Annotated in this window: 13 protein-coding genes; 3 read left to right on the top strand and 10 right to left on the bottom strand. The window is 71.6% G+C overall.

What is annotated here, in order from left to right; genetic code table 11:
* Positions 1–19: 19 nt before the first annotated feature.
* The 3 genes from AQJ84_RS30150 to AQJ84_RS30160 all read right to left on the bottom strand — a co-directional run bounded on the left by AQJ84_RS30150 (position 20) and on the right by AQJ84_RS30160 (position 6,596).
* Positions 20–1,888: an acetolactate synthase large subunit gene (locus AQJ84_RS30150; RefSeq protein WP_030040508.1), complete on the bottom strand. Its 1,869-nt coding sequence runs from the start codon at positions 1,886–1,888 to the stop codon at positions 20–22.
* Positions 1,889–2,125: 237 nt separating this feature from the next.
* On the bottom strand, positions 2,126–5,140 hold the full coding sequence (locus tag AQJ84_RS30155; RefSeq protein ID WP_030040509.1) for a putative bifunctional diguanylate cyclase/phosphodiesterase: 3,015 nt from the start codon (positions 5,138–5,140) through the stop codon (positions 2,126–2,128).
* Positions 5,141–5,642: 502 nt separating this feature from the next.
* Complete coding sequence (locus AQJ84_RS30160; RefSeq protein ID WP_078631891.1) at positions 5,643–6,596, bottom strand: 2-hydroxyacid dehydrogenase; 954 nt, start codon at positions 6,594–6,596, stop codon at positions 5,643–5,645.
* Between the two features lie 76 nt (positions 6,597–6,672).
* Between AQJ84_RS30160 and AQJ84_RS30165 the strand changes: the two genes are divergently transcribed.
* Positions 6,673–7,671, top strand: coding sequence for an aldo/keto reductase (locus AQJ84_RS30165; protein ID WP_030040511.1), 999 nt, complete (start codon positions 6,673–6,675; stop codon positions 7,669–7,671).
* Positions 7,672–7,785: 114 nt separating this feature from the next.
* On the top strand, positions 7,786–8,955 hold the full coding sequence (locus AQJ84_RS30170; RefSeq protein ID WP_030040512.1) for a PQQ-dependent sugar dehydrogenase: 1,170 nt from the start codon (positions 7,786–7,788) through the stop codon (positions 8,953–8,955).
* 3 nt (positions 8,956–8,958) lie between these two features.
* Here AQJ84_RS30170 and AQJ84_RS30175 read toward each other — a convergent pair whose 3' ends face one another.
* The 7 genes from AQJ84_RS30175 to AQJ84_RS30205 form a co-directional block, all read right to left on the bottom strand.
* A complete protein-coding gene (locus AQJ84_RS30175) occupies positions 8,959–9,189 on the bottom strand; it encodes a DUF6191 domain-containing protein (protein WP_030040513.1) in 231 nt (76 codons plus the stop codon).
* A gap of 38 nt (positions 9,190–9,227) precedes the next feature.
* On the bottom strand, positions 9,228–12,305 hold the full coding sequence (locus AQJ84_RS30180) for a helix-turn-helix transcriptional regulator (RefSeq protein WP_053191568.1): 3,078 nt from the start codon (positions 12,303–12,305) through the stop codon (positions 9,228–9,230).
* Positions 12,306–12,367: 62 nt separating this feature from the next.
* Complete coding sequence (locus AQJ84_RS30185) at positions 12,368–12,553, bottom strand: hypothetical protein (protein WP_053191570.1); 186 nt, start codon at positions 12,551–12,553, stop codon at positions 12,368–12,370.
* A 195-nt stretch (positions 12,554–12,748) separates the two neighbouring features.
* Positions 12,749–13,366 (bottom strand): hypothetical protein, encoded by a 618-nt coding sequence (locus AQJ84_RS30190; protein ID WP_030040514.1) that lies wholly within the window; start codon positions 13,364–13,366, stop codon positions 12,749–12,751.
* Between the two features lie 35 nt (positions 13,367–13,401).
* Entirely contained in the window at positions 13,402–13,977 is a 576-nt protein-coding gene (locus AQJ84_RS30195) for a GNAT family N-acetyltransferase (protein WP_030040515.1), read from the bottom strand.
* Positions 13,955–16,201 carry an MMPL family transporter gene (locus AQJ84_RS30200; protein WP_030040516.1) on the bottom strand — a complete coding sequence of 749 codons (2,247 nt, stop codon included), beginning with the start codon at positions 16,199–16,201 and terminating at the stop codon, positions 13,955–13,957. Before AQJ84_RS30200 ends, AQJ84_RS30195 begins: the two co-directional genes overlap by 23 nt.
* A gap of 201 nt (positions 16,202–16,402) precedes the next feature.
* Complete coding sequence (locus AQJ84_RS30205) at positions 16,403–16,696, bottom strand: hypothetical protein (RefSeq protein WP_030040517.1); 294 nt, start codon at positions 16,694–16,696, stop codon at positions 16,403–16,405.
* A gap of 186 nt (positions 16,697–16,882) precedes the next feature.
* Here AQJ84_RS30205 and AQJ84_RS30210 point away from each other — a divergent pair, with 186 nt between their 5' ends.
* Entirely contained in the window at positions 16,883–17,686 is an 804-nt protein-coding gene (locus tag AQJ84_RS30210; protein ID WP_030040518.1) for an SAM-dependent methyltransferase, read from the top strand.
* Positions 17,687–17,761 lie beyond the last annotated feature (75 nt).

Raw genomic sequence — 17,761 nt, forward strand, 5'->3', positions numbered from 1 at the left:
TCTCTTGGGTCTCTCTCGCTCAGTCGTCTTCGTTGTCGCCGAAGTCGGGGCGGACGTCCCGGGCGGCCATGATCTCGTCGTTGGAGGTGCCGGCGGCGACCATCGGCCACACCATCGCGTCCTCGTGGACGATGAAGTCGATGACGACCGGGCGGTCGTTGATCGAGTTCGCCTCCTCGATGACCTTGTCGAGGTCGTCCGGCGACTCGCAGCGGATCGCGTAGCAGCCCATGGCCTCCGACAGCTTCACGAAGTCGGGGACGCGGGTGCCGGCGCCCGGCTGCTTGCCGGAGCCGCTGACCGACCCGGCGGGGCCCGAGTGCAGCACCGTGTTGGAGTAGCGCTGGTTGTAGAAGAGGGTCTGCCACTGGCGGACCATCCCGAGGGCGCCGTTGTTGATGATCGCGACCTTGATCGGGATGTTGTTCAGGGCGCAGGTGGTGAGCTCCTGGTTGGTCATCTGGAAGCAGCCGTCACCGTCGATCGCCCAGACCGTCGTGTCCGGCGCACCGGCCTTGGCGCCCATCGCGGCCGGGACCGCGTAGCCCATCGTGCCCGCGCCACCGGAGTTCAGCCAGGTCGCCGGCTTCTCGTACTGGACGTAGTGCGCGGCCCACATCTGGTGCTGGCCCACGCCCGCGGCGAAGATCGTGCCCTCGGGAGCGAGCTGCCCGATGCGCTCGATGACCTGCTGCGGCGACAGGGACCCGTCCTCGGGCTGGTCGTAGCCCAGCGGGTACTTCTCGCGCCACCGGCTGAGGTCCTTCCACCAGGCGCTGTAGTCGCCCCGGTGGCCCTCGCTGTGCTCGCGCTGGACGGCCTGGACCAGGTCGGCGATGACCTCGCGGGCGTCACCGACGATCGGCACGTCGGCGGCGCGGTTCTTGCCGATCTCCGCCGGGTCGATGTCGGCGTGGACGATCTTGGCGTACGGGGCGAAGCTGTCCAGCTTGCCGGTGACGCGGTCGTCGAAGCGGGCTCCGAGGGCGACGATCAGGTCGGCCTTCTGCAGCGCGGTGACGGCGGTGACCGCACCGTGCATGCCCGGCATTCCCACGTGCAGCGGGTGGCTGTCGGGGAATGCGCCGAGCGCCATCAGTGTGGTGGTGACGGGCGCTCCGGTGAGTTCTGCGAGGACCTTGAGCTCGGCGGTCGCCTGGGCCTTGAGGACGCCACCGCCGACGTACAGGACGGGCCGCTTGGCGGCGGTGATCAGCTTGGCGGCCTCGCGGATCTGCTTGGCGTGCGGCTTGGTCACCGGCCGGTAGCCGGGCAGGTCCATGACCGGCGGCCAGGAGAAGGTCGTCTTCGCCTGGAGGGCGTCCTTGGCGATGTCGACCAGGACCGGGCCCGGGCGGCCGGTGGCGGCGATGTGGAAGGCCTGGGCGATCACCCGCGGGATGTCCTCGGCCTTGGTGACCAGGAAGTTGTGCTTGGTGATCGGCATGGTGATGCCGACGATGTCCGCTTCCTGGAAGGCGTCCGTACCGATCGCCTTGGAGGCCACCTGGCCGGTGATCGCCACGAGCGGCACCGAGTCCATGTGGGCGTCCGCGATCGGCGTGACCAGGTTGGTGGCACCCGGGCCGGAGGTCGCCATGCAGACGCCGACCCTGCCGGTGGCCTGCGCGTAACCGGTGGCCGCGTGGCCGGCGCCCTGCTCGTGGCGGACCAGGACGTGACGCACCCGGGTGGAGTCCATCAGGGGGTCGTACGCCGGGAGGATCGCACCGCCGGGAATGCCGAATACCGTGTCGGCCCCGACCTCCTCGAGAGAACGGATGAGGGACTGCGCACCCGTCACCTGCTCGGGCGCGGACTGGTGTCCTCCGGATCGGGGCCGCGGCTGCGGGTGATGGGCCCCGGTGGCCTGCTCGGTCATCGGCATTCTCTTCTCGATGCTGAGGGTTTTTGCGAAGTTTGTGCGGTATACGGCATTTGTACGGCAGGTACCTGTGCAACAAAAAACCCCTCGTGCCGGGAGGCAAGCGAGGGGAGCGCGCCGGGTGCGGTCGCTGGGAGTTCCGGGTCCGTCCGGACCTCACCAGCGTCAGCCGACGCGCTTTCCAAGTACGAGAATTCGGGTGCGCATGGCATTGACCCTCCCCCCGGCGCGCACCCACTGTCAAGTGGGTGGGACGGGAGTCTCATTATGTGAGCGCAGGGTAGTGGCGCCACCGAGAACCGCGGGCACACCACTGGTGTACACCCCCGCACCGCCACCCGCGAACGCGGGCTCCGCCGGTCCGTGCGGCACCGGATAGTGGCCGGATCCGAGCGCTCTGCGCAGCCGGTACTCGTCCAGCGGACCGGAGAACGCCATGCCCTGGCCGTGCGTGCACCCCATCGCGCGCAGCGCCAGGACCTGTTCCGGGAGATCCACGCCGTCGGCGACGGACTGCAGTCCCAGGTCCCCGGCGATCCGCAGCAGCCCGCTGGTGATCTTGTGCAGCCGGGCGGACTCGACGACTCCCTCGACGAGACTGCGGTCGAGCTTCAGCACGTCGACGGGGAGCCTGCGCAGGGCCGTGATGGCCGCGTAGCCGCTCCCGAAGCCGTCGAGGGCGATCCGGACGCCGAGTCTGCGCAGGGCGCTCAGGCGGCGTTCCAGCTCGTCCAGCGGGACCCGGGGGTCGGCGTCGGAGAGTTCGACCACCAGCGACCCGGACGGCAGCCCGTGCCGGGTCAGCAGGGCCTCGACCGAGCCGAGCGGCATCGAACGGTCCAGCAGCCGACGCGCGCCCAGCCGGACCACCACCGGCACGGCCACCCCGGCCGCGGCCCGCTCGGCGGCCTGTTCGACGGCTTCTTCCAGGACCCAGCGCCCCAGCTCCGCGGTCTTGTCGCTGTCCTCGGCCACCCGCAGGAACTCGGCGGGTGTGAACAGCACGCCCTGCGAGGAGCGCCAGCGCGCCTGCGCGGCGACCGACGCGATCCGGCCGTCCTCCAGACACACCACGGGCTGGTGCAGCAGGGTGAACTCGCCGTCGTGCAGTGCGGCCCGCAGCCGCGTTGCCAGCTCAGCCTTGCGTACGACGTCCTGCTGCATCTGGGGGGCGTACAGCTCGACCCGGCCCTTGCCGCCCGCCTTGGCGCGGTACATGGCGAGGTCGGCGTTGCGCAGGATCTCGCCCGCGCCGAGGCCCGGCTCGGCGAAGGCGACGCCGATGGAGGCGGCGACCCGGACGTCGTTGCCGTCGATGAGGTAGGGCTGGGAGAGGGTGATTCTCAGCCGGTCGGCGAGATCCAGGATGTGGCCTTCCCTGGCGGTGCGGTCGCGGCTGCCGTCGCCGACGATCAGCGCGGCGAACTCGTCGCCGCCCAGCCGGGAGGCGGTGTCCCCGTGCCGGACGGAGTCCTGGAGTCTGCGGGCGGCCTGGACGAGCAGCTCGTCCCCGGCCTGGTGCCCGATCGTGTCGTTGACCGCCTTGAAGCCGTCCAGGTCGATGAAGAGGACCGCGGTGCCGCGGTCGGAGGAGCGGCGCCCGGACAGGGCCTGCTGGACGCGCTGGGTGAACAGCGCGCGGTTGGGCAGGTCGGTGAGCGGGTCGTGCTCGGCGTTGTGCTGGAGCTGCGCCTGCAGGCGCACTCGTTCGGTCACGTCCCGGCTGTTGAAGATGAGGCCGCCATGGTGCCGGTTGACGGTGGACTCGACGTTGAGCCAGCCGCCGTCGCCGGAGCGGAAACGGCACTCGATACGGGTGGTGGGTTCCTCCAGGGGGCTGGCGGCGAGGAAGCGGCGCACCTCGTGCACCACGCAGCCCAGGTCCTCCGGATGGATGAGGCCGGCCAGTTCGGTTCCCACGAGCTCCTCCGCGGGACGTCCGTAGACGCCCGCGGCGGCCGGGGAGACGTACCGGAGGATGCCGTTGGGTGCGGCGATCATGATGACGTCGCTGGAGCCCTGCACCAGGGAGCGGAAGTGGTTCTCCTTCTGCGCCAGCTCCTGGGTGAGGGTGATGTTGTCGAGCAGCATGATGCCCTGGCGCATCACCAGGGCGAGCACCACGGTGCCGCCGGTCAGGAGGACCACGCGGTCGACGCTGCGGCCGCTCAGGACGTTGTAGAGGATCCCGAGCGTGCAGACGGCGGCGGCGAGATAGGGCGTGAGCGCGGCCAGGGAGCCGGCGATGGGCCGGGACGCCGGGTACCGGCTGCGATCACCCCCCTGTGCGGGCGGGTGCGGGTGGGGGTGCGGGCCGGTTCGCTGTCCCGGCAGGTGTTCGTGCACCACGCGCGTGTGCCCGTCGGCCCGGCGCCGGGCCGGGTGCTGCCGCGGGGCGTCGGGCCGGCCCTGGCGCGGAGCGGCCCAGGGGGCGTACGCGAGCAGCAGCGAGCCGGCGAACCAGCCCGCGTCGAGCAGCTGCCCAGAGCGGTAGGTGTGGTGCAGCAGCGGTGAGGTGAACAGGGCGTCGCACATCACGGTCAGGGCGAGTGCGCCGATCGCGGTGTTGACCGCCGTACGGTTGCCCGCCGAGCGCCGGAAGTGCAGCGCGAGCACCATGCTGACCAGGGCGATGTCGAGGAGCGGGTAGGCGAGCGACAGCGCGGTGTGCGCGACGCTCGACCCCTCGGACTTCGCCGCCTGCGCGAGGGCGAGGCTCCAGGAGAGGGTGAGCAGCGAGCCGCCGATCAGCCACGCGTCCAGGCCGAGACAGACCCACCCCGCCTTGGTGACCGGTCGCTTGGCGAGAACCAGCAGGCCCACGATGGCGGGCGGCGCGAAGCACAGGAAGAACAGGTCGGCGTAGCTGGGGCTGGGCACGGGCCGCCCCAGGACCACCTCGTACCACCCCCAGATCAGGTTGCCGAGGGACGCCATCGCCGAGGAGAGGGCGAACAGCATCCAGGCGGGTCGAAAGCGGATACGGCGCCTACGGGCGTAGAGGAAGCAGGACACCGCTGCGGCGCCGGCCGCGGCGCTCAGCCCGAAGTCACCCATGATCAGTGCGACTTGGCGTGAGCCCCAGCCGGCCGCGGAACCGACGGCGTATCCCGCGCAGACCAGGGCCAGGACGAGTTGGCGGACCAGGCCGGACCCACCACCGAAGGCCGGAGGGCGGGGCGGCGTCGCCCTCGGGACGGGGTGTGCGCGCGGGGCCCCGTCGAGCGTGGTCGTGGAAGGCGGGGGCGAACTCACCGGGCCCTCCCGGTCCGCGCCGCTTGGGGGTCCCTGGGGTCCCGGTGCGCTGGGTGCGCATGCCTCCTGCGGCTGCTGTGCCTGCGGTGTGGATGACTGTGCTGCTGGTGGCTGTGCCGGTGATGGCCCTGCCGGCCGCCGTGCTGTCCGTGGTGACTGCAATGGCCGGCGTGGTGACCGCGTCTGCGCGCGGCCGTGTGCCAGGGTCGCCGTCGGCGGCTCCGCCGCGTCGGATCGTTCGTCCATAGGCCGTGCATCGCCCGTCGCCCCCCTCACAGTCTGAAATGTCCATCCCCGGCGCCGAATGTGCGCGGCGCAGCCCCTGTCGGGACGATACACCAGTCTCGTCACTCAGGGACATAGTTCCTCTACGCTCCGTGACGACCAGCGGCGATGTGAGCACGGACCGCGTCCGGGAGGTTGCGGAGGGTGCCGGAAACGGGTTTTCGCGCCTGTCGCGCCCGTCGTGCGGAGCGTGCGCGCGGCGCTCATCTCGCGGGCGTCACGCGCCCGTTGGGCCCGTCGTAAGGATCACGTTGCGCAGGGGCTCCCGGTTCACGAATCGGTTCAACTGGTCCACCAGCAGCCGCTTGGCACGGGGCAGGAACGCCGACGAGGGGCCCCCGACGTGCGGGCTGACGAGCACGCCCGGCGCGTGCCACAGGGGGTGCCCCGGGGGCAGCGGTTCGGGGTCGGTCACGTCGAGGGCCGCGGTGATCCGGCCGCTCTCCAGCTCGGCCAGCAGCGCCTTGGTGTCGACGACCGGGCCCCTGGCCACGTTGACCAGCAGCGCGCCCTCCTTCATACGGCCGAGGAAGTCGGAGTTCACCAGGTGGCGGGTTGCCTCGGTGAGGGGCGTGGCCAGGATCACGACGTCCGCCTCGGGGAGCAGGGCGGGCAGTTCGGTGAGCGGATGCACGGGCCCGCGCGCCGTGGTGCGCTCAGAGCGCGCGACGCGCGCCACCCGCGCGACCTCGAACGGAACGAGCCGGTCCTCGATGGCCGATCCGATCGAGCCGTATCCCACGATGAGCACGTTCTTGTCGGCGAGCGCCGGCCGGAACCCACCGCGCCACTCCCCCTTGTCCTGGGCCCGCACGAAGTCGGGAACGCCGCGCAGGGAGGCGAGGACCAGGGTGAGCGTGAGCTCGGCGGTGCTGGCCTCGTGCACCCCGCGCGCATTGCACAACCGCACGCCGGGACGCAGGTACCCGAGGCCCGGCTCGATGGAGTCGGTGCCGGCCGTCAGTGTCTGCACCACCTCCACGGAGCGCAGCCGGGGCAGCGGCCGCAGCCCGACCTCCAGGGGCTTCATGTAGGGGACGACGTAGTACACGCAGTCGGCCGGGTCCGCCGGGAAGTCCTCGCCCCCGTTCCAGAAGCGGTAGTTGAGGCTCTGGGGGAGACCCTCGATCTCTTCCGGCTGGATGGGCAGCCACACGTCAGCAGCAGTCATGGTCAGGAGGCTATGTCAGGGACGCGGCACGGCAGAGGTTAGGTTGGGGGGCCAGGAGAGGGAGGGTCACGAGCAGGTGGAGCGCAGGACGATCGGCGCGGCGGCGCTCGCGGTGGGAGCCGTCGGACTCGGGTGCATGCCGATGAGCTGGGCGTACAACGGATCCCGGCAGCGCGGCGACGAGTCGCTCCGGGCCGTGCACCGGGCGCTGGATCTGGGCTCGACTCTGCTGGACACGGCCGACATGTACGGCCCGTTCACCAACGAGCTGCTGCTGGGGCGGGTGCTCAAGGAGCGGCGCCAGGACGCGTTCGTGTCGACCAAGGTCGGCCTGCTGGTGGGCGAGCAGCACATCGTGGCCAACGGCCGTCCCGGTTATGTCCGGCGCGCCTGCGACGCGTCACTGCGGCGCCTGCAGACGGACGTCATCGATCTCTACCAGCTCCACCGGGCCGACCCCGAGGTGCCCGTGGAGGAGACCTGGGGCGCCATGGCGGAGCTCGTACAGGCCGGGAAGGTGCGGTCCTTGGGGCTGTGCGCGATGGGCGCGCGGGGCGGTCGCCGTTCCGGGGCGCGGTTGTACGACGCGACGATCCGGCAGTTGCAGCGGGTGCAGCAGGTCTTCCCGGTGAGCGCGGTGCAGGCCGAGCTGTCGGTGTGGTCGCCGGAGGCGACGGAGGCGCTGCTGCCGTGGTGCGAGGCGCGCGGCATCGGTTTCCTGGCGGCGATGCCCCTCGGCAACGGCTTCCTGACCGGCACGCTCACCCCCGGCCAGGGCTTCGAACCCGACGACGTGCGTGCCCGCCACCCTCGGTTCACCGCCGAGATGATGGCCGCCAACCAGCCGATCGTGGTCGGTCTGCGCCGCGTGGCCCGCCGGCACGGCGTGGACGTCACCCCGGCCCAGGTGGCCCTGGCGTGGGTGCTGGCGCAGGGGCGCCACGTGGTCCCGGTGCCCGGGACCAAGCAGGAGCGCTGGGTGACGGAGAACGCACGGGCGGCGGCCCTGCGCCCCACGGCACAGGATCTGGCGGAGGTGGCGGAGCTGCCGAGGGCGCAGGGATCCTGGGAGTAGAGGTCGTCGGTGGGCAGGCCCTCACGTATCGGGTTGCGGTGATCGGGAACCTGTGAGGCGCGAGCGGTGTATGAAAAGGAGAACCTGCCGCTGGACCGCCCCGTCGAAGGGACCATGATCGTGCAACGTCGAGCTGTGTCGGCCGTGTTGGCCGCGGCCGCGCTCGTACTGACAGCCGGATGTTCCTCCGACGACGGAGGGGGGTCGTCGGGGAGCGACAGCGCCGCACCGAGTACCACGGCGTCGGGGTCCGGGCCCACCGGGCAGGCCGCTGAGGATCCCCCTCCCGCCAAGGGTTCGGTGAAGGTGGTCCGCACGGTCGCCGAGGGTCTGAGCACCCCGTGGGGCCTGGCCCCGATCCCCGGCGGCGGCCTGCTGGTCTCCTCCCGCGACGAGGGCACCATCACCCGGGTCGACGAGAAGACGGGCAGGAAGACCGAGCTGGGCGAGGTGCCCGGGGTGTCCCCGGCCGGCGAGGGCGGCCTGCTGGGCATCGCCCTGTCCCCGGACTACGCCTCGGACCACATGGTCTACGCGTACTTCACCTCGGCCTCCGACAACCGCATCGTCCGCATGCTGTACGACGAGCGAAAGCCGTCGGGCCAGCAGCTGGGCGCCCCCGACACCGTCTTCAAGGGCATCCCCAAGGGAGTGATCCACAACGGCGGCCGGATCGCCTTCGGCCCCGACAGGATGCTGTACGCGGGCACGGGCGAGAGCGGTGACACCGGTCTGTCCCAGGACACCAAGTCCCTGGGCGGCAAGATCCTGCGCATGACCCCGGAGGGCGAGCCCGCCCCGGGCAACCCCTTCCCCGACTCCCCCGTGTACTCCTACGGCCACCGCAATGTGCAGGGCCTCGCCTGGGACGACAAACAGCGTCTGTTCGCCTCGGAGTTCGGCCAGAACACCTGGGACGAGCTGAACGCGATCAAGCCGGGCGACAACTACGGCTGGCCGGAGGCCGAGGGCGACTCCGACGACTCCGCGTACCGCAACCCCGTGGCCCAGTGGGGCACGGACGACGCCTCCCCCAGCGGGGCCGCCTACGCCGAGGGTTCCATCTGGATGGCGGGCCTCAAGGGCCAGCGCCTGTGGCGCATCCCCCTGAAGGGCACGGAGGCCTCGGCGGACCCGCAGGCCTTCCTGGAAGGCGAGTACGGCCGGCTGCGCACGGTCGTCGCGGCCGGCGGCGACAAGCTGTGGCTCGTGACCAGCAACACGGACGGGCGGGGTGACCCGAAGGAGGGCGACGACCGGATCCTGGAGATACAGGTCAGCTGACCGTCAGCCGCCGGAAGAGGAGGAGCCCTCCTCTTCCGGTCCGTCCGGCCCGTCCGGCCCAGTCGGCTCGTCCGGCAGGGGTGGCCGTACGACGACCTTCCCGGACGTGAGGTCTATGGGCCCGCGGCCGGGGTCGCCGTCGCCGACGTCCTCCCGGGTGAGCTCCAGCCGGTTCTGCTCGTCGCGGGTGTGCTTGCGACCGGGGGCGAACAGGTCCTCGAAGGCGTTGAACACGGGGTCTCCCTCGGCCGGTGTCTCTTACAGCGTATGCCTCAGGGTGCCGTCCGCACCGGGAGGGATTCGGACGGGAACAGCCCGAGCCGATGCGCGACCGCCGCCGCCTCACCTCGGCCCGAGACGTCCAGCTTGGCCAGGATGTTCGAGACATGGACGCTGGCTGTCTTCGGGGAGATGAAGAGTGCCTCGGCTATCTGGCGGTTGGTGCGGCCCGCGGAGACCAGTCTCAGGACGTCGCGTTCCCTGCCGGTGAGGCCGAGGGAGCCGGCCGGGTCGGCGGGGGCGGGCCGGTGCTCGGCGGGCCGCTTCAGGGGAAGGCGGGCGCGTTGGGCGAGGTGCGTGACGGCGTCGTCGAGGGGGCGGGCTCCGAGGTGGGAGGCGACGGCGTGGGCGAGACGGAGCAGCTCGGTGGCGCGGTCGCGGTCGTCGGCGCTCTCCCCCGCGAGCAGCAGTTCCTCGGCGAGGCGGTGACGGACGCGGGCGAGGTCGTAGGGGCGCTCCAGTGCCTCGAAGGCGGTGACGACCTCCGTCCAGGTGTCCGGGTCGGCGGCCTGCTCGGCTCGCAGCAGTTCGGCGCGGACCCAGCGTTCGTAGGCCTGCCAGACCGGGACGTGGGTGGCCAGCGGCTTGGCTGTGCGGCGGATGCGTTCGAGGATCCCGGACCGGCCGCGGTCGGCGGCGGGCAAATCGCGCGCGTCGGCCTCCGCGGCGGCAGCGGTGAGCAGCATCCGCCAGACATAGCGGTGGGTGCCGGGTGGGAAGCCGGCCTCGAGGGCGCGTTCGAGTTCGGCGCGGGCGTCCAGGAGGCGGCCCTCACCCGCGGCGATGCCGATCGCGATGCGGACGAGGGGCAGGTCGTGCTGGGGCGTGCGGTCATGGGTGCCGAAGTGCGCGCGGGCGGCGGCCAGATGGTCTGCGGCCGCGGTCAGGTCGCCGCGGTCGAGGGCGAGTTCGGCGCGCAGGGTGGCGTGGAAGCCGCGTGGTTTGGCGCTCTGGCCGACGCGTTCGGCCCTGGTACCCGCTTCGGCGGCGCGGTCCCAGTTGCCCAGGGTGTAGAGGGTCTCGGCGAAGTTGCCCCAGATCCAGGCCTCGGAGTCCAGCAGGCCGAACTTCCTGGTGTAGGCGATCCCCTCCTCCAGGAGCGGCACCGCTTCCTGGGAGCGGCCCACGGACTCGAGGGCGGAGGGCAGGTTCACATAGGCACGGCCGGCGATGGTGGTGATGCCGCACTCCACCGTCTGCCGTTTGACGTCGGCCATCTCGGCGAGCCCCCTCTCCACGTCACCGGCCTCGACCGTGAGACCGCCCAGGGTGAGACGGCCGTTCATCTCCGTCTCGCGCACGCCGAGCATGCGCGCGTACTCGACGGCGCGTTCGGCGGCCGTGAAGGCCTCGGGGCCTGGGGCATGCACCATGGACCAGTTGGCCACGTTGGCGAGGACCTCGGCGTGCACCTCTGAGGGCGGCAGGCCGCGGACGAGTTCCTGTGCGGTGGCCAGTTCGGCCCAGCCGTCGCCGCGGGCCTGCGACTGGACCAGGCGGGAGCGCTGGGTCCAGAACCAGGCGGCGCGCAGCGGGTCGTCCTCGTCCTCCAGCAGCCGCAGCGCCCGCTTGGTGATCTTCAGGGCGCGTTCCCGCTCCGAGCACAGCCGTCCGGCCACCGCGGCCTCGGCCATCAGGTCGAGGTAGCGCAGCGGGCTGGTGGCGGAGTCGCCGCCGCGGGCCGGGGAGGTCTCGGTGTAGTCGGCGGGGCGCAGTCCGGCGCGGACCTCCTCGGGGGCGGAGTCCCAGAGTTCCATCGCCCTCTCCAGAAGCCGCAGTTGTTCGGAGTAGGCGTGCCGGCGGCGGGCGGTGACCGAGGCGTCGAGGACCGCGGGCAGGGCCTTGGCGGCGTCGTGGGCGTGGTACCAGTAGCTGGCCAGGCGCATCACGCGTTCGCCGGCGGGGACGAGCGTGGGATCGGCTTCCAGGGCCTCGGCGTAGCGGCGGTTGAGGCGGGAGCGTTCGCCGGGCAGCAGGTCGTCGCCGACGGCCTCGCGGACCAGGGAGTGGCGGAAGCGGTAGCCGTCGCCGTCGGGGGCGGCGAGCAGGATGTTGGAGTTGACGGCCGCCCTGAGCGCCTCGATGAGGTCGTCCTCGGCGAGTCGGGCGACGGCGGCGAGCAGCCGGTACTCGACGGTGGAGCCGCCCTCGGCGACGATCCGGGCGACCCGCTGGGCGCTTTCCGGCAGGCCCTCGACGCGGACCAGGAGCAGGTCGCGGAGGGAGTCGGTGAGGCCGGCGCAGCAGTTCTCGGAGGTGGCGACGGCAAGTTCCTCGACGAAGAAGGCGTTGCCGTCGGAGCGTTCGAAGATGTCGTCGACCTGGGCCGGGTCGGGTTCCCTGGCGAGGATGCCGGCGATCTGGCAGCGGACCTCGGTCCGGTTGAAGCGGCCGAGTTCGATCCGGCGGACCGTGCGCAGCCGGTCGAGTTCGGCGAGCAGGGGCCGCAGCGGGTGGCGGCGGTGGATGTCGTCGGAGCGGTAGGTGGCGAGGACGACCAGACGGCCGGTGCGCAGGGTGCGGAAGAGGTAGGCGAGGAGATGGCGGGTGGAGGCGTCGGCCCAGTGCAGGTCCTCGAGGACGACGACGACCGCGCGGTCGGCGGCGACCCGCTCCAGGAGGCGGGCGGTCAGTTCGAAGAGGCGGGCCATGCCCTCCTCGTCGTGCCGGCCGGAGGCGGCCTCGCCGAGTTCGGGCAGCAGCCGGGCGAGCTCCTCCTCCTGGCCGGCGGCCGCGGCGGCCAGTTCGTCGGGCAGTTCGCGGCGCAGCGCGCGCAGGGCCGTGGAGAAGGGGGCGAAGGGCAGCCCGTCGGCGCCTATCTCGACGCAGCCGCCGAGCACGACGACGGCACCCCGGCGGCGGGCCGCGGTGGCGAACTCCTCGACAAGGCGGGTCTTGCCGACTCCGGCCTCGCCCCCGAGCAGTAACGCCTGCGGATCTCCCTCAGTGCCTGAAGCCTGGGATGGCCCCCCACCCGCGGCGCGGGCGAGCGCGTCGGACAGCGTGTCCAGCTCCTCGGTGCGACCGACGAACACCGGACTGACGGATTGGGTCTCCACGCGCCCGAGCATCGCACGCGAGTGCGAGGGCACGGCACCTGTTTTCGCGGGGAGACCCGTTCCCGTCCCGGCGCTCACGCCGTACGCGGGAAGCGGTGCCGGCGGGGGCGGCCGGTATGCGCCTCGCCGTCGGCGGCGCGTGCGGCCGCTTCACGGCGGGCGGCACGGCGGCTGAGGACGGCCTCGCGGGCCTGCCGCTCGTGCTCGGCCCGGCGTATCAGGTCGGCGGAACGGAACTGGGAGAGCTCGTACTCGTACATGGTGTGTCCCTTGGTGAGAGTCGGTTTCGCGTCGCCCTCGGCGATGTCTCAACCTTCGTCTCCCAGGAGGGTCCGCCACATCGGGAGAGTTCCGCATCTTCGGCGGTGGGCGGGGCCTTAGACGTGCGTGAGGGGCCTTAGGCGGGCCGTAAGGCGTTCACGGCGTACCTAAGACCCCTCGGGTCACGTGGTGTTTCAGCTGGTGGAGGGCAGCCCCATCAGGACGTCGGTGTACTTGAGGACGGCCAGGAGCAGGCCGATCACGCCGAGCGTGACACCGCCCCAGGCGACCGACTTGATCCACACGGGCTGCGGCCTGCCGGGCACCCCGAAGGCGGGCCGGGCGAGCACGACGACACCTACGATCAGCGCGGTCAACGCGAACAGACCGGCCCACACCGCGGTGGTCTGCCAGGCGTCGCCGTAGACCTCCTTGACCTGCGTGGCGACGCTCGCGCTGGACGAGGTCTGCAGCTGGCCGACGAGGGTCTCCCGCGCGGCACCGACGGTGCCGATCCACCCGCCGGTGAGCGAGACGAGGCCGAGCGCGGCGGAGACGACGGCGCCGGCGCCCTGTCCGACGCCGGTGGGTCCCTCGGCCTCGACCGGCACGAGGCCCTCGTCCAGGTCGTCGGCGTCGGTGCCGGAGCCGGCCTCGGCACCGGCCTCCGTGTCCGCCTCGGTCTTCGAGTCCGCCTCGGTCTTCGTCACACCGTCGGTCTTGGTGAGCTCGGTGGCGCCCGCCTTCTCCTCGTCGGTCGTGGCCTCGGCACCCGTCTTGGCGCCGGTCTCGTCAGCTGTCTTGGTTCCCATGTCCGGCACCGTACGGATCCTGTCTGAGAGGTTTCTTAACGTTGGCTGTGCGCGGTACGCGCGCGTGCTTCCCGCCACTCGGGCGCGAGGACGGACCACACCTCGAGGTCGTGCCGCACCCCACGATAGGGGTGGGTCTCCCGCTGCACGCCCTCCAGGGTCATCCCCAGCCGCCGGGCCACGTTCAGGCTGGGCGTGTTCCCCGAGGCGGCGATCCACTCGACGCGGTGGATGCCGCGCTGCTCGATCGCGAAGTCGATGAGCACCCGCATCGCCCGGGTGACCAGACCCCTTCCGGCGCCGGCGGGTTCCAGCCAGCAGCCGACCTCGCAGTTGCCGGTGTCGGCCCGGAAGTTCAGGAACAGCACACCGCCCACGAGCCGACCGTTCAGCCACAGTCCGTGCAGGGACCCGGTGTCGGCGGCGCGCATGTCGGCGTACCGCTGGAGCAGGGCACGGGCGGACTCCACGTCCGTCTCCTTGGAGCCGAAGGCGATGAACTGCCCGATGAACTCGCGTCCGCGGTCCAGATGCGCCAGGAACTCCTCGGCGTGCCACGGCTCCAAGGGACGCAGTTCCGCTCCGTCGTCACCCAGAGATATCGCGTACATCCTCTTCTTCCCGCCCCTTCGCCAGTACGTCCGCCGCTTCGGCGTCCGTCGCGGCGGCCAGCCTTTCATGGGCGGCGCGGGCCTCGGGCGGCTCGATGCTGATGCGGGGCATACGGCGGTCCAGCCAGCCTGGCAGCCACCAGTTGGCGCCGCCGAGCAGGTGCATCAGGGCCGGGACCAGCAGCGTGCGCAGCACGAAGGCGTCGAGGGCGACGGCGGCGGCGAGCGCGATGCCGAACATGGCGATCACACGGTCGCCGCTGAGGACGAAGGCGAGGAAGACGGAGATCATGATGACGGCGGCGGAGTTGATCACCCGGCTGGTCTCGGCGAGGCCGACGCGGACGGCCCGCCGGTTGTCGCCGGTCTCCAGCCACTCCTCGTACATCCGGCTGACCAGGAAGACCTGGTAGTCCATGGAGAGCCCGAAGAGCACCGACACCATGATCACGGGCAGGAAGGGCTCGATGGGGCCGGCCCGGCCCAGACCCAGCAGTTCGCTGCCCCAGCCCCACTGGAAGATCGCGACGACCACACCGAAGGCGGCGGCGACGGCTGCCACGTTCATCACGGCGGCCTTCAGCGGGATGCCGACGGACCGGAAGGCGAGCAGGAGCAGCAGACAGCCCAGCCCGATGACGACGCCGACGAAGACGGGCAGCTTGCCGACGATGACGTCGGCGAAGTCGTCGTAGCCGGCCGTCACCCCGCCGACCTGGACGTCGAGGGAGGTGCCGGTCTCGGCGCGCGGCAGCACCTCGGTGCGCAGCCGGTCGACGAGGTCGCTGGTGCGCTGGGACTGCGGCGACGACTCGGGGACGATCGTGAAGTACGCGGTGTGGCCACCCGTGTCGTACGTCACCGGGGTCACCGAGGCGACGCCCTCGGTGGTGCGGATCGTCGCGTCGAGGTTGTCGAGCGCGAGCCGGTCCTCGGCACCGTGGACCTGGGTGACGAGGGTGAGGGGGCCGTTCACGCCCGGCCCGAAGCCGTCGGCGAGGAGGTCGTAGGCCTGGCGTGTGGTGGCGGCCTGCTGGTTGTTGCCCTGGTCGGACGTGCCCAGGTGGAGGGAGAACGTGGGCAGGGCGAGGAGGGTGATGACGCCCAGGGCGAGAGCGCCGAGCAGCTTGGGATGGCGCTCCACGAACGCGGACCAGCGGGCGGCGAATCCGGTCGGCAGTTCGGGCTGGGGCCCGTGCTCGGTGAGGTGGCGGCGTTCTCGGCGGCTGAGGGCGCGCATGCCGATGAGGGAGAGCAGGGCGGGCAGCAGGGTCACGGAGGCCGCGACCGTCAGGACGACGGTCAGCGAGGCGGCTATCGCGACGCCGTTGAGGAAGCCGAGCCTGAGGATCAGCATGCCCAGCAGGGCGATGCACACCGTGGCACCCGCGAAGACGACCGCGCGCCCGGTGGTGGCGACGGCGTTGGCGACCGCCTCGGTGACCGTCAGGCCCCGCTTCAGGCCGCGCCGGTGTCTGGTGACGATGAACAGCGCGTAGTCGATGCCGACGCCCAGCCCGATCAGCATCCCGAGCATGGGTGCGAAGTCGGCGACGGTCATGACGTGGCCGAGCAGCACGATCCCGGCGTACGCGGTGCCGACGCTGACGAGTGCGGTGGCCAGCGGCAGCAGTGAGGCGGCGAGCGATCCGAAGGCGAGGAAGAGGACGACCCCGGCGACGGCGACGCCGACCACCTCGGCGAGGTGTCCGCCGGAGGACTCGGTGAGCGCTATCGCGCTGCCGCCCAGCTCCACCCGCAGGTCGTCGCCGCGGGCTTCCCCGGCGGTCCGTACGACGGCCTGCGCCTGGCCGCGGTCGACCTCCTCGGCCGGGTCGTCGAAGGTGACGGTCGCGTAGGCGGTGTGCCCGTCGGCGCTGATCCGGCCGGCGCCCTGCCCGTCGTAGGGCCCGGAGACGGCGGCGACGCCGGGCAGTGCCGCGATGCGGTCCAGGGTGCGGGTCATGGTCTGTTCCACGTCGGCGGAACGGACGGATCCGGAGTCCGTGTGCCAGACCACGGTGTCGCTGTCGCCGCCGAGGTCCGGAAAGCCGTCGCGCAGCAGTTCGGTGGCGCGGCCGGACTCGGTGCCCGGGACCTCGTAGTCGTTCGAGTAGGCGGAACCCGTGACGGCGGCGGCCGTGGTCACTCCGCCGAGGGCGACGAGCCACAGGATGACGACGACGAGGCGTCGTTGGACACACCAGCGTGCGAGGGCTGCCACGAACGAGCTCCCGGGGGCTATATGTGGATCTTTGGCCGGGAACAGTCGTCCATGTCACGTCATGATGTGAACGGCCCGCAAAGAACGCATGAGCAATGCAAGAGCCACTCTTGCAGGAGGAAATGATCGTTTACGCAGTTCGTGGGCTTATTCACAGGAGTGGGAGGTAGATCACAGGACAGTAACGGGTGCTCTGTCACCTCAGTCGAACTGATCGCCCAGCGCCATCACCATCACGCCGAAGACCAGCAGCCACAGGGCCCGCCTGGTACGCCCCCGGGACCCGAGGACCGACGCCAGCGCGCACACGACCGCGCCGCACGCGTAGGCGGCGGGCACGAGCGCGGGCGCCGAAGAGGTCAGGCGGAGCGTCGACGCGGCCACGCCGGCGAGCGCCAGCACCGCCCCGGTCGTGGCCGCGGTCCACCGGGCCCGCCGCGCCTCCTGGGCCGGATCTCCGACGTCGTGCATCTCGGAATCACCGCGTCCGCTCATGGCGGGCGAGCGTAGCGCGTCGCCCTGAGAAACCCGGGTGCGGGACGGCGGCGCGGCTGCTAGCGTCCCCGCGTCCGTCGTTCCCGGCACATCGCCGTCGACCGAAGCAGGTGCATTGTTTGAAGGTCCGACCGAGCTCCTACGCATCTCTTTCCCCTACGAAGGACTCAAGGAGCCCGTTCACCGATGTCCGACATCACATCGAGGACCACGAACGACGACCTCGCTAGTCGTCTGACCCACCCCCGCTGGTCGCGCAGCAACCGCTACGACGCCCGCTGGACCATCGAGAACCAGATGGGCCCGCACGCGCTGTGGCTGCTGGAGTGGCTGGCCCCCGCACTCGGCCTGGAGGACCTGCGCCCCGGCGCCCGTGTCCTCGACCTGGGCTGCGGCCGCGCCATGACGTCCGTGTTCCTCGCCAAGGAGTATGACGTCCACGTCACCGCCGCCGACCTGTGGGTGAAGGCCGACGAGAACGCCGTACGCGTCGCCGAGGCCGGCGTCGGCGACCGGGTGCTGCCCGTGTTCGCCGAGGCGCACGACCTGCCGTTCGGCGAGGGGAGCTTCGACGCGATCGTCTCCGTCGACGCCTACCAGTACTTCGGCACCGACGACCTGTACCTGCCCACGCTGACCCGGCTGTTGAAGCCGGGCGGGCGGATCGGTGTCGTGGTCCCCGCACTGCGCGAGGAGCCGGAGGGCAGCGAGCCTCCGGAGCACCTCAAGCCGTTCTGGGACCCCGGCTTCTGGGCCTTCCACACCCCCGGCTGGTGGCGCCGCCACTGGACCCGCAGCGGGGCCGTGGAGGTCGAGGCCGCCGACTGGCTGGAGGACGGCTGGAAGGACTGGCTGCTGTGGAGCGAGGTCTGCGCCGAGGAGAGTCCCTACCCGTGGATGGCCGACATGGCCCGTGAGTCGGTGGACCTGATCCACGCCGACGAAGGGCGCGCGCTGGGCTTCGCACGGGTGGTGGGCCACCGCCGGTAAGTGACACACCTGGGGGGATGCATCGCAACCGATGCATCCCCCCAGGGCCGGCGAAAAGAGCGTCCGGCAGGAGCC

This window comes from Streptomyces resistomycificus, assembly GCF_001514265.1.
Classification (GTDB): Bacteria; Actinomycetota; Actinomycetes; order Streptomycetales; family Streptomycetaceae; genus Streptomyces; species Streptomyces resistomycificus.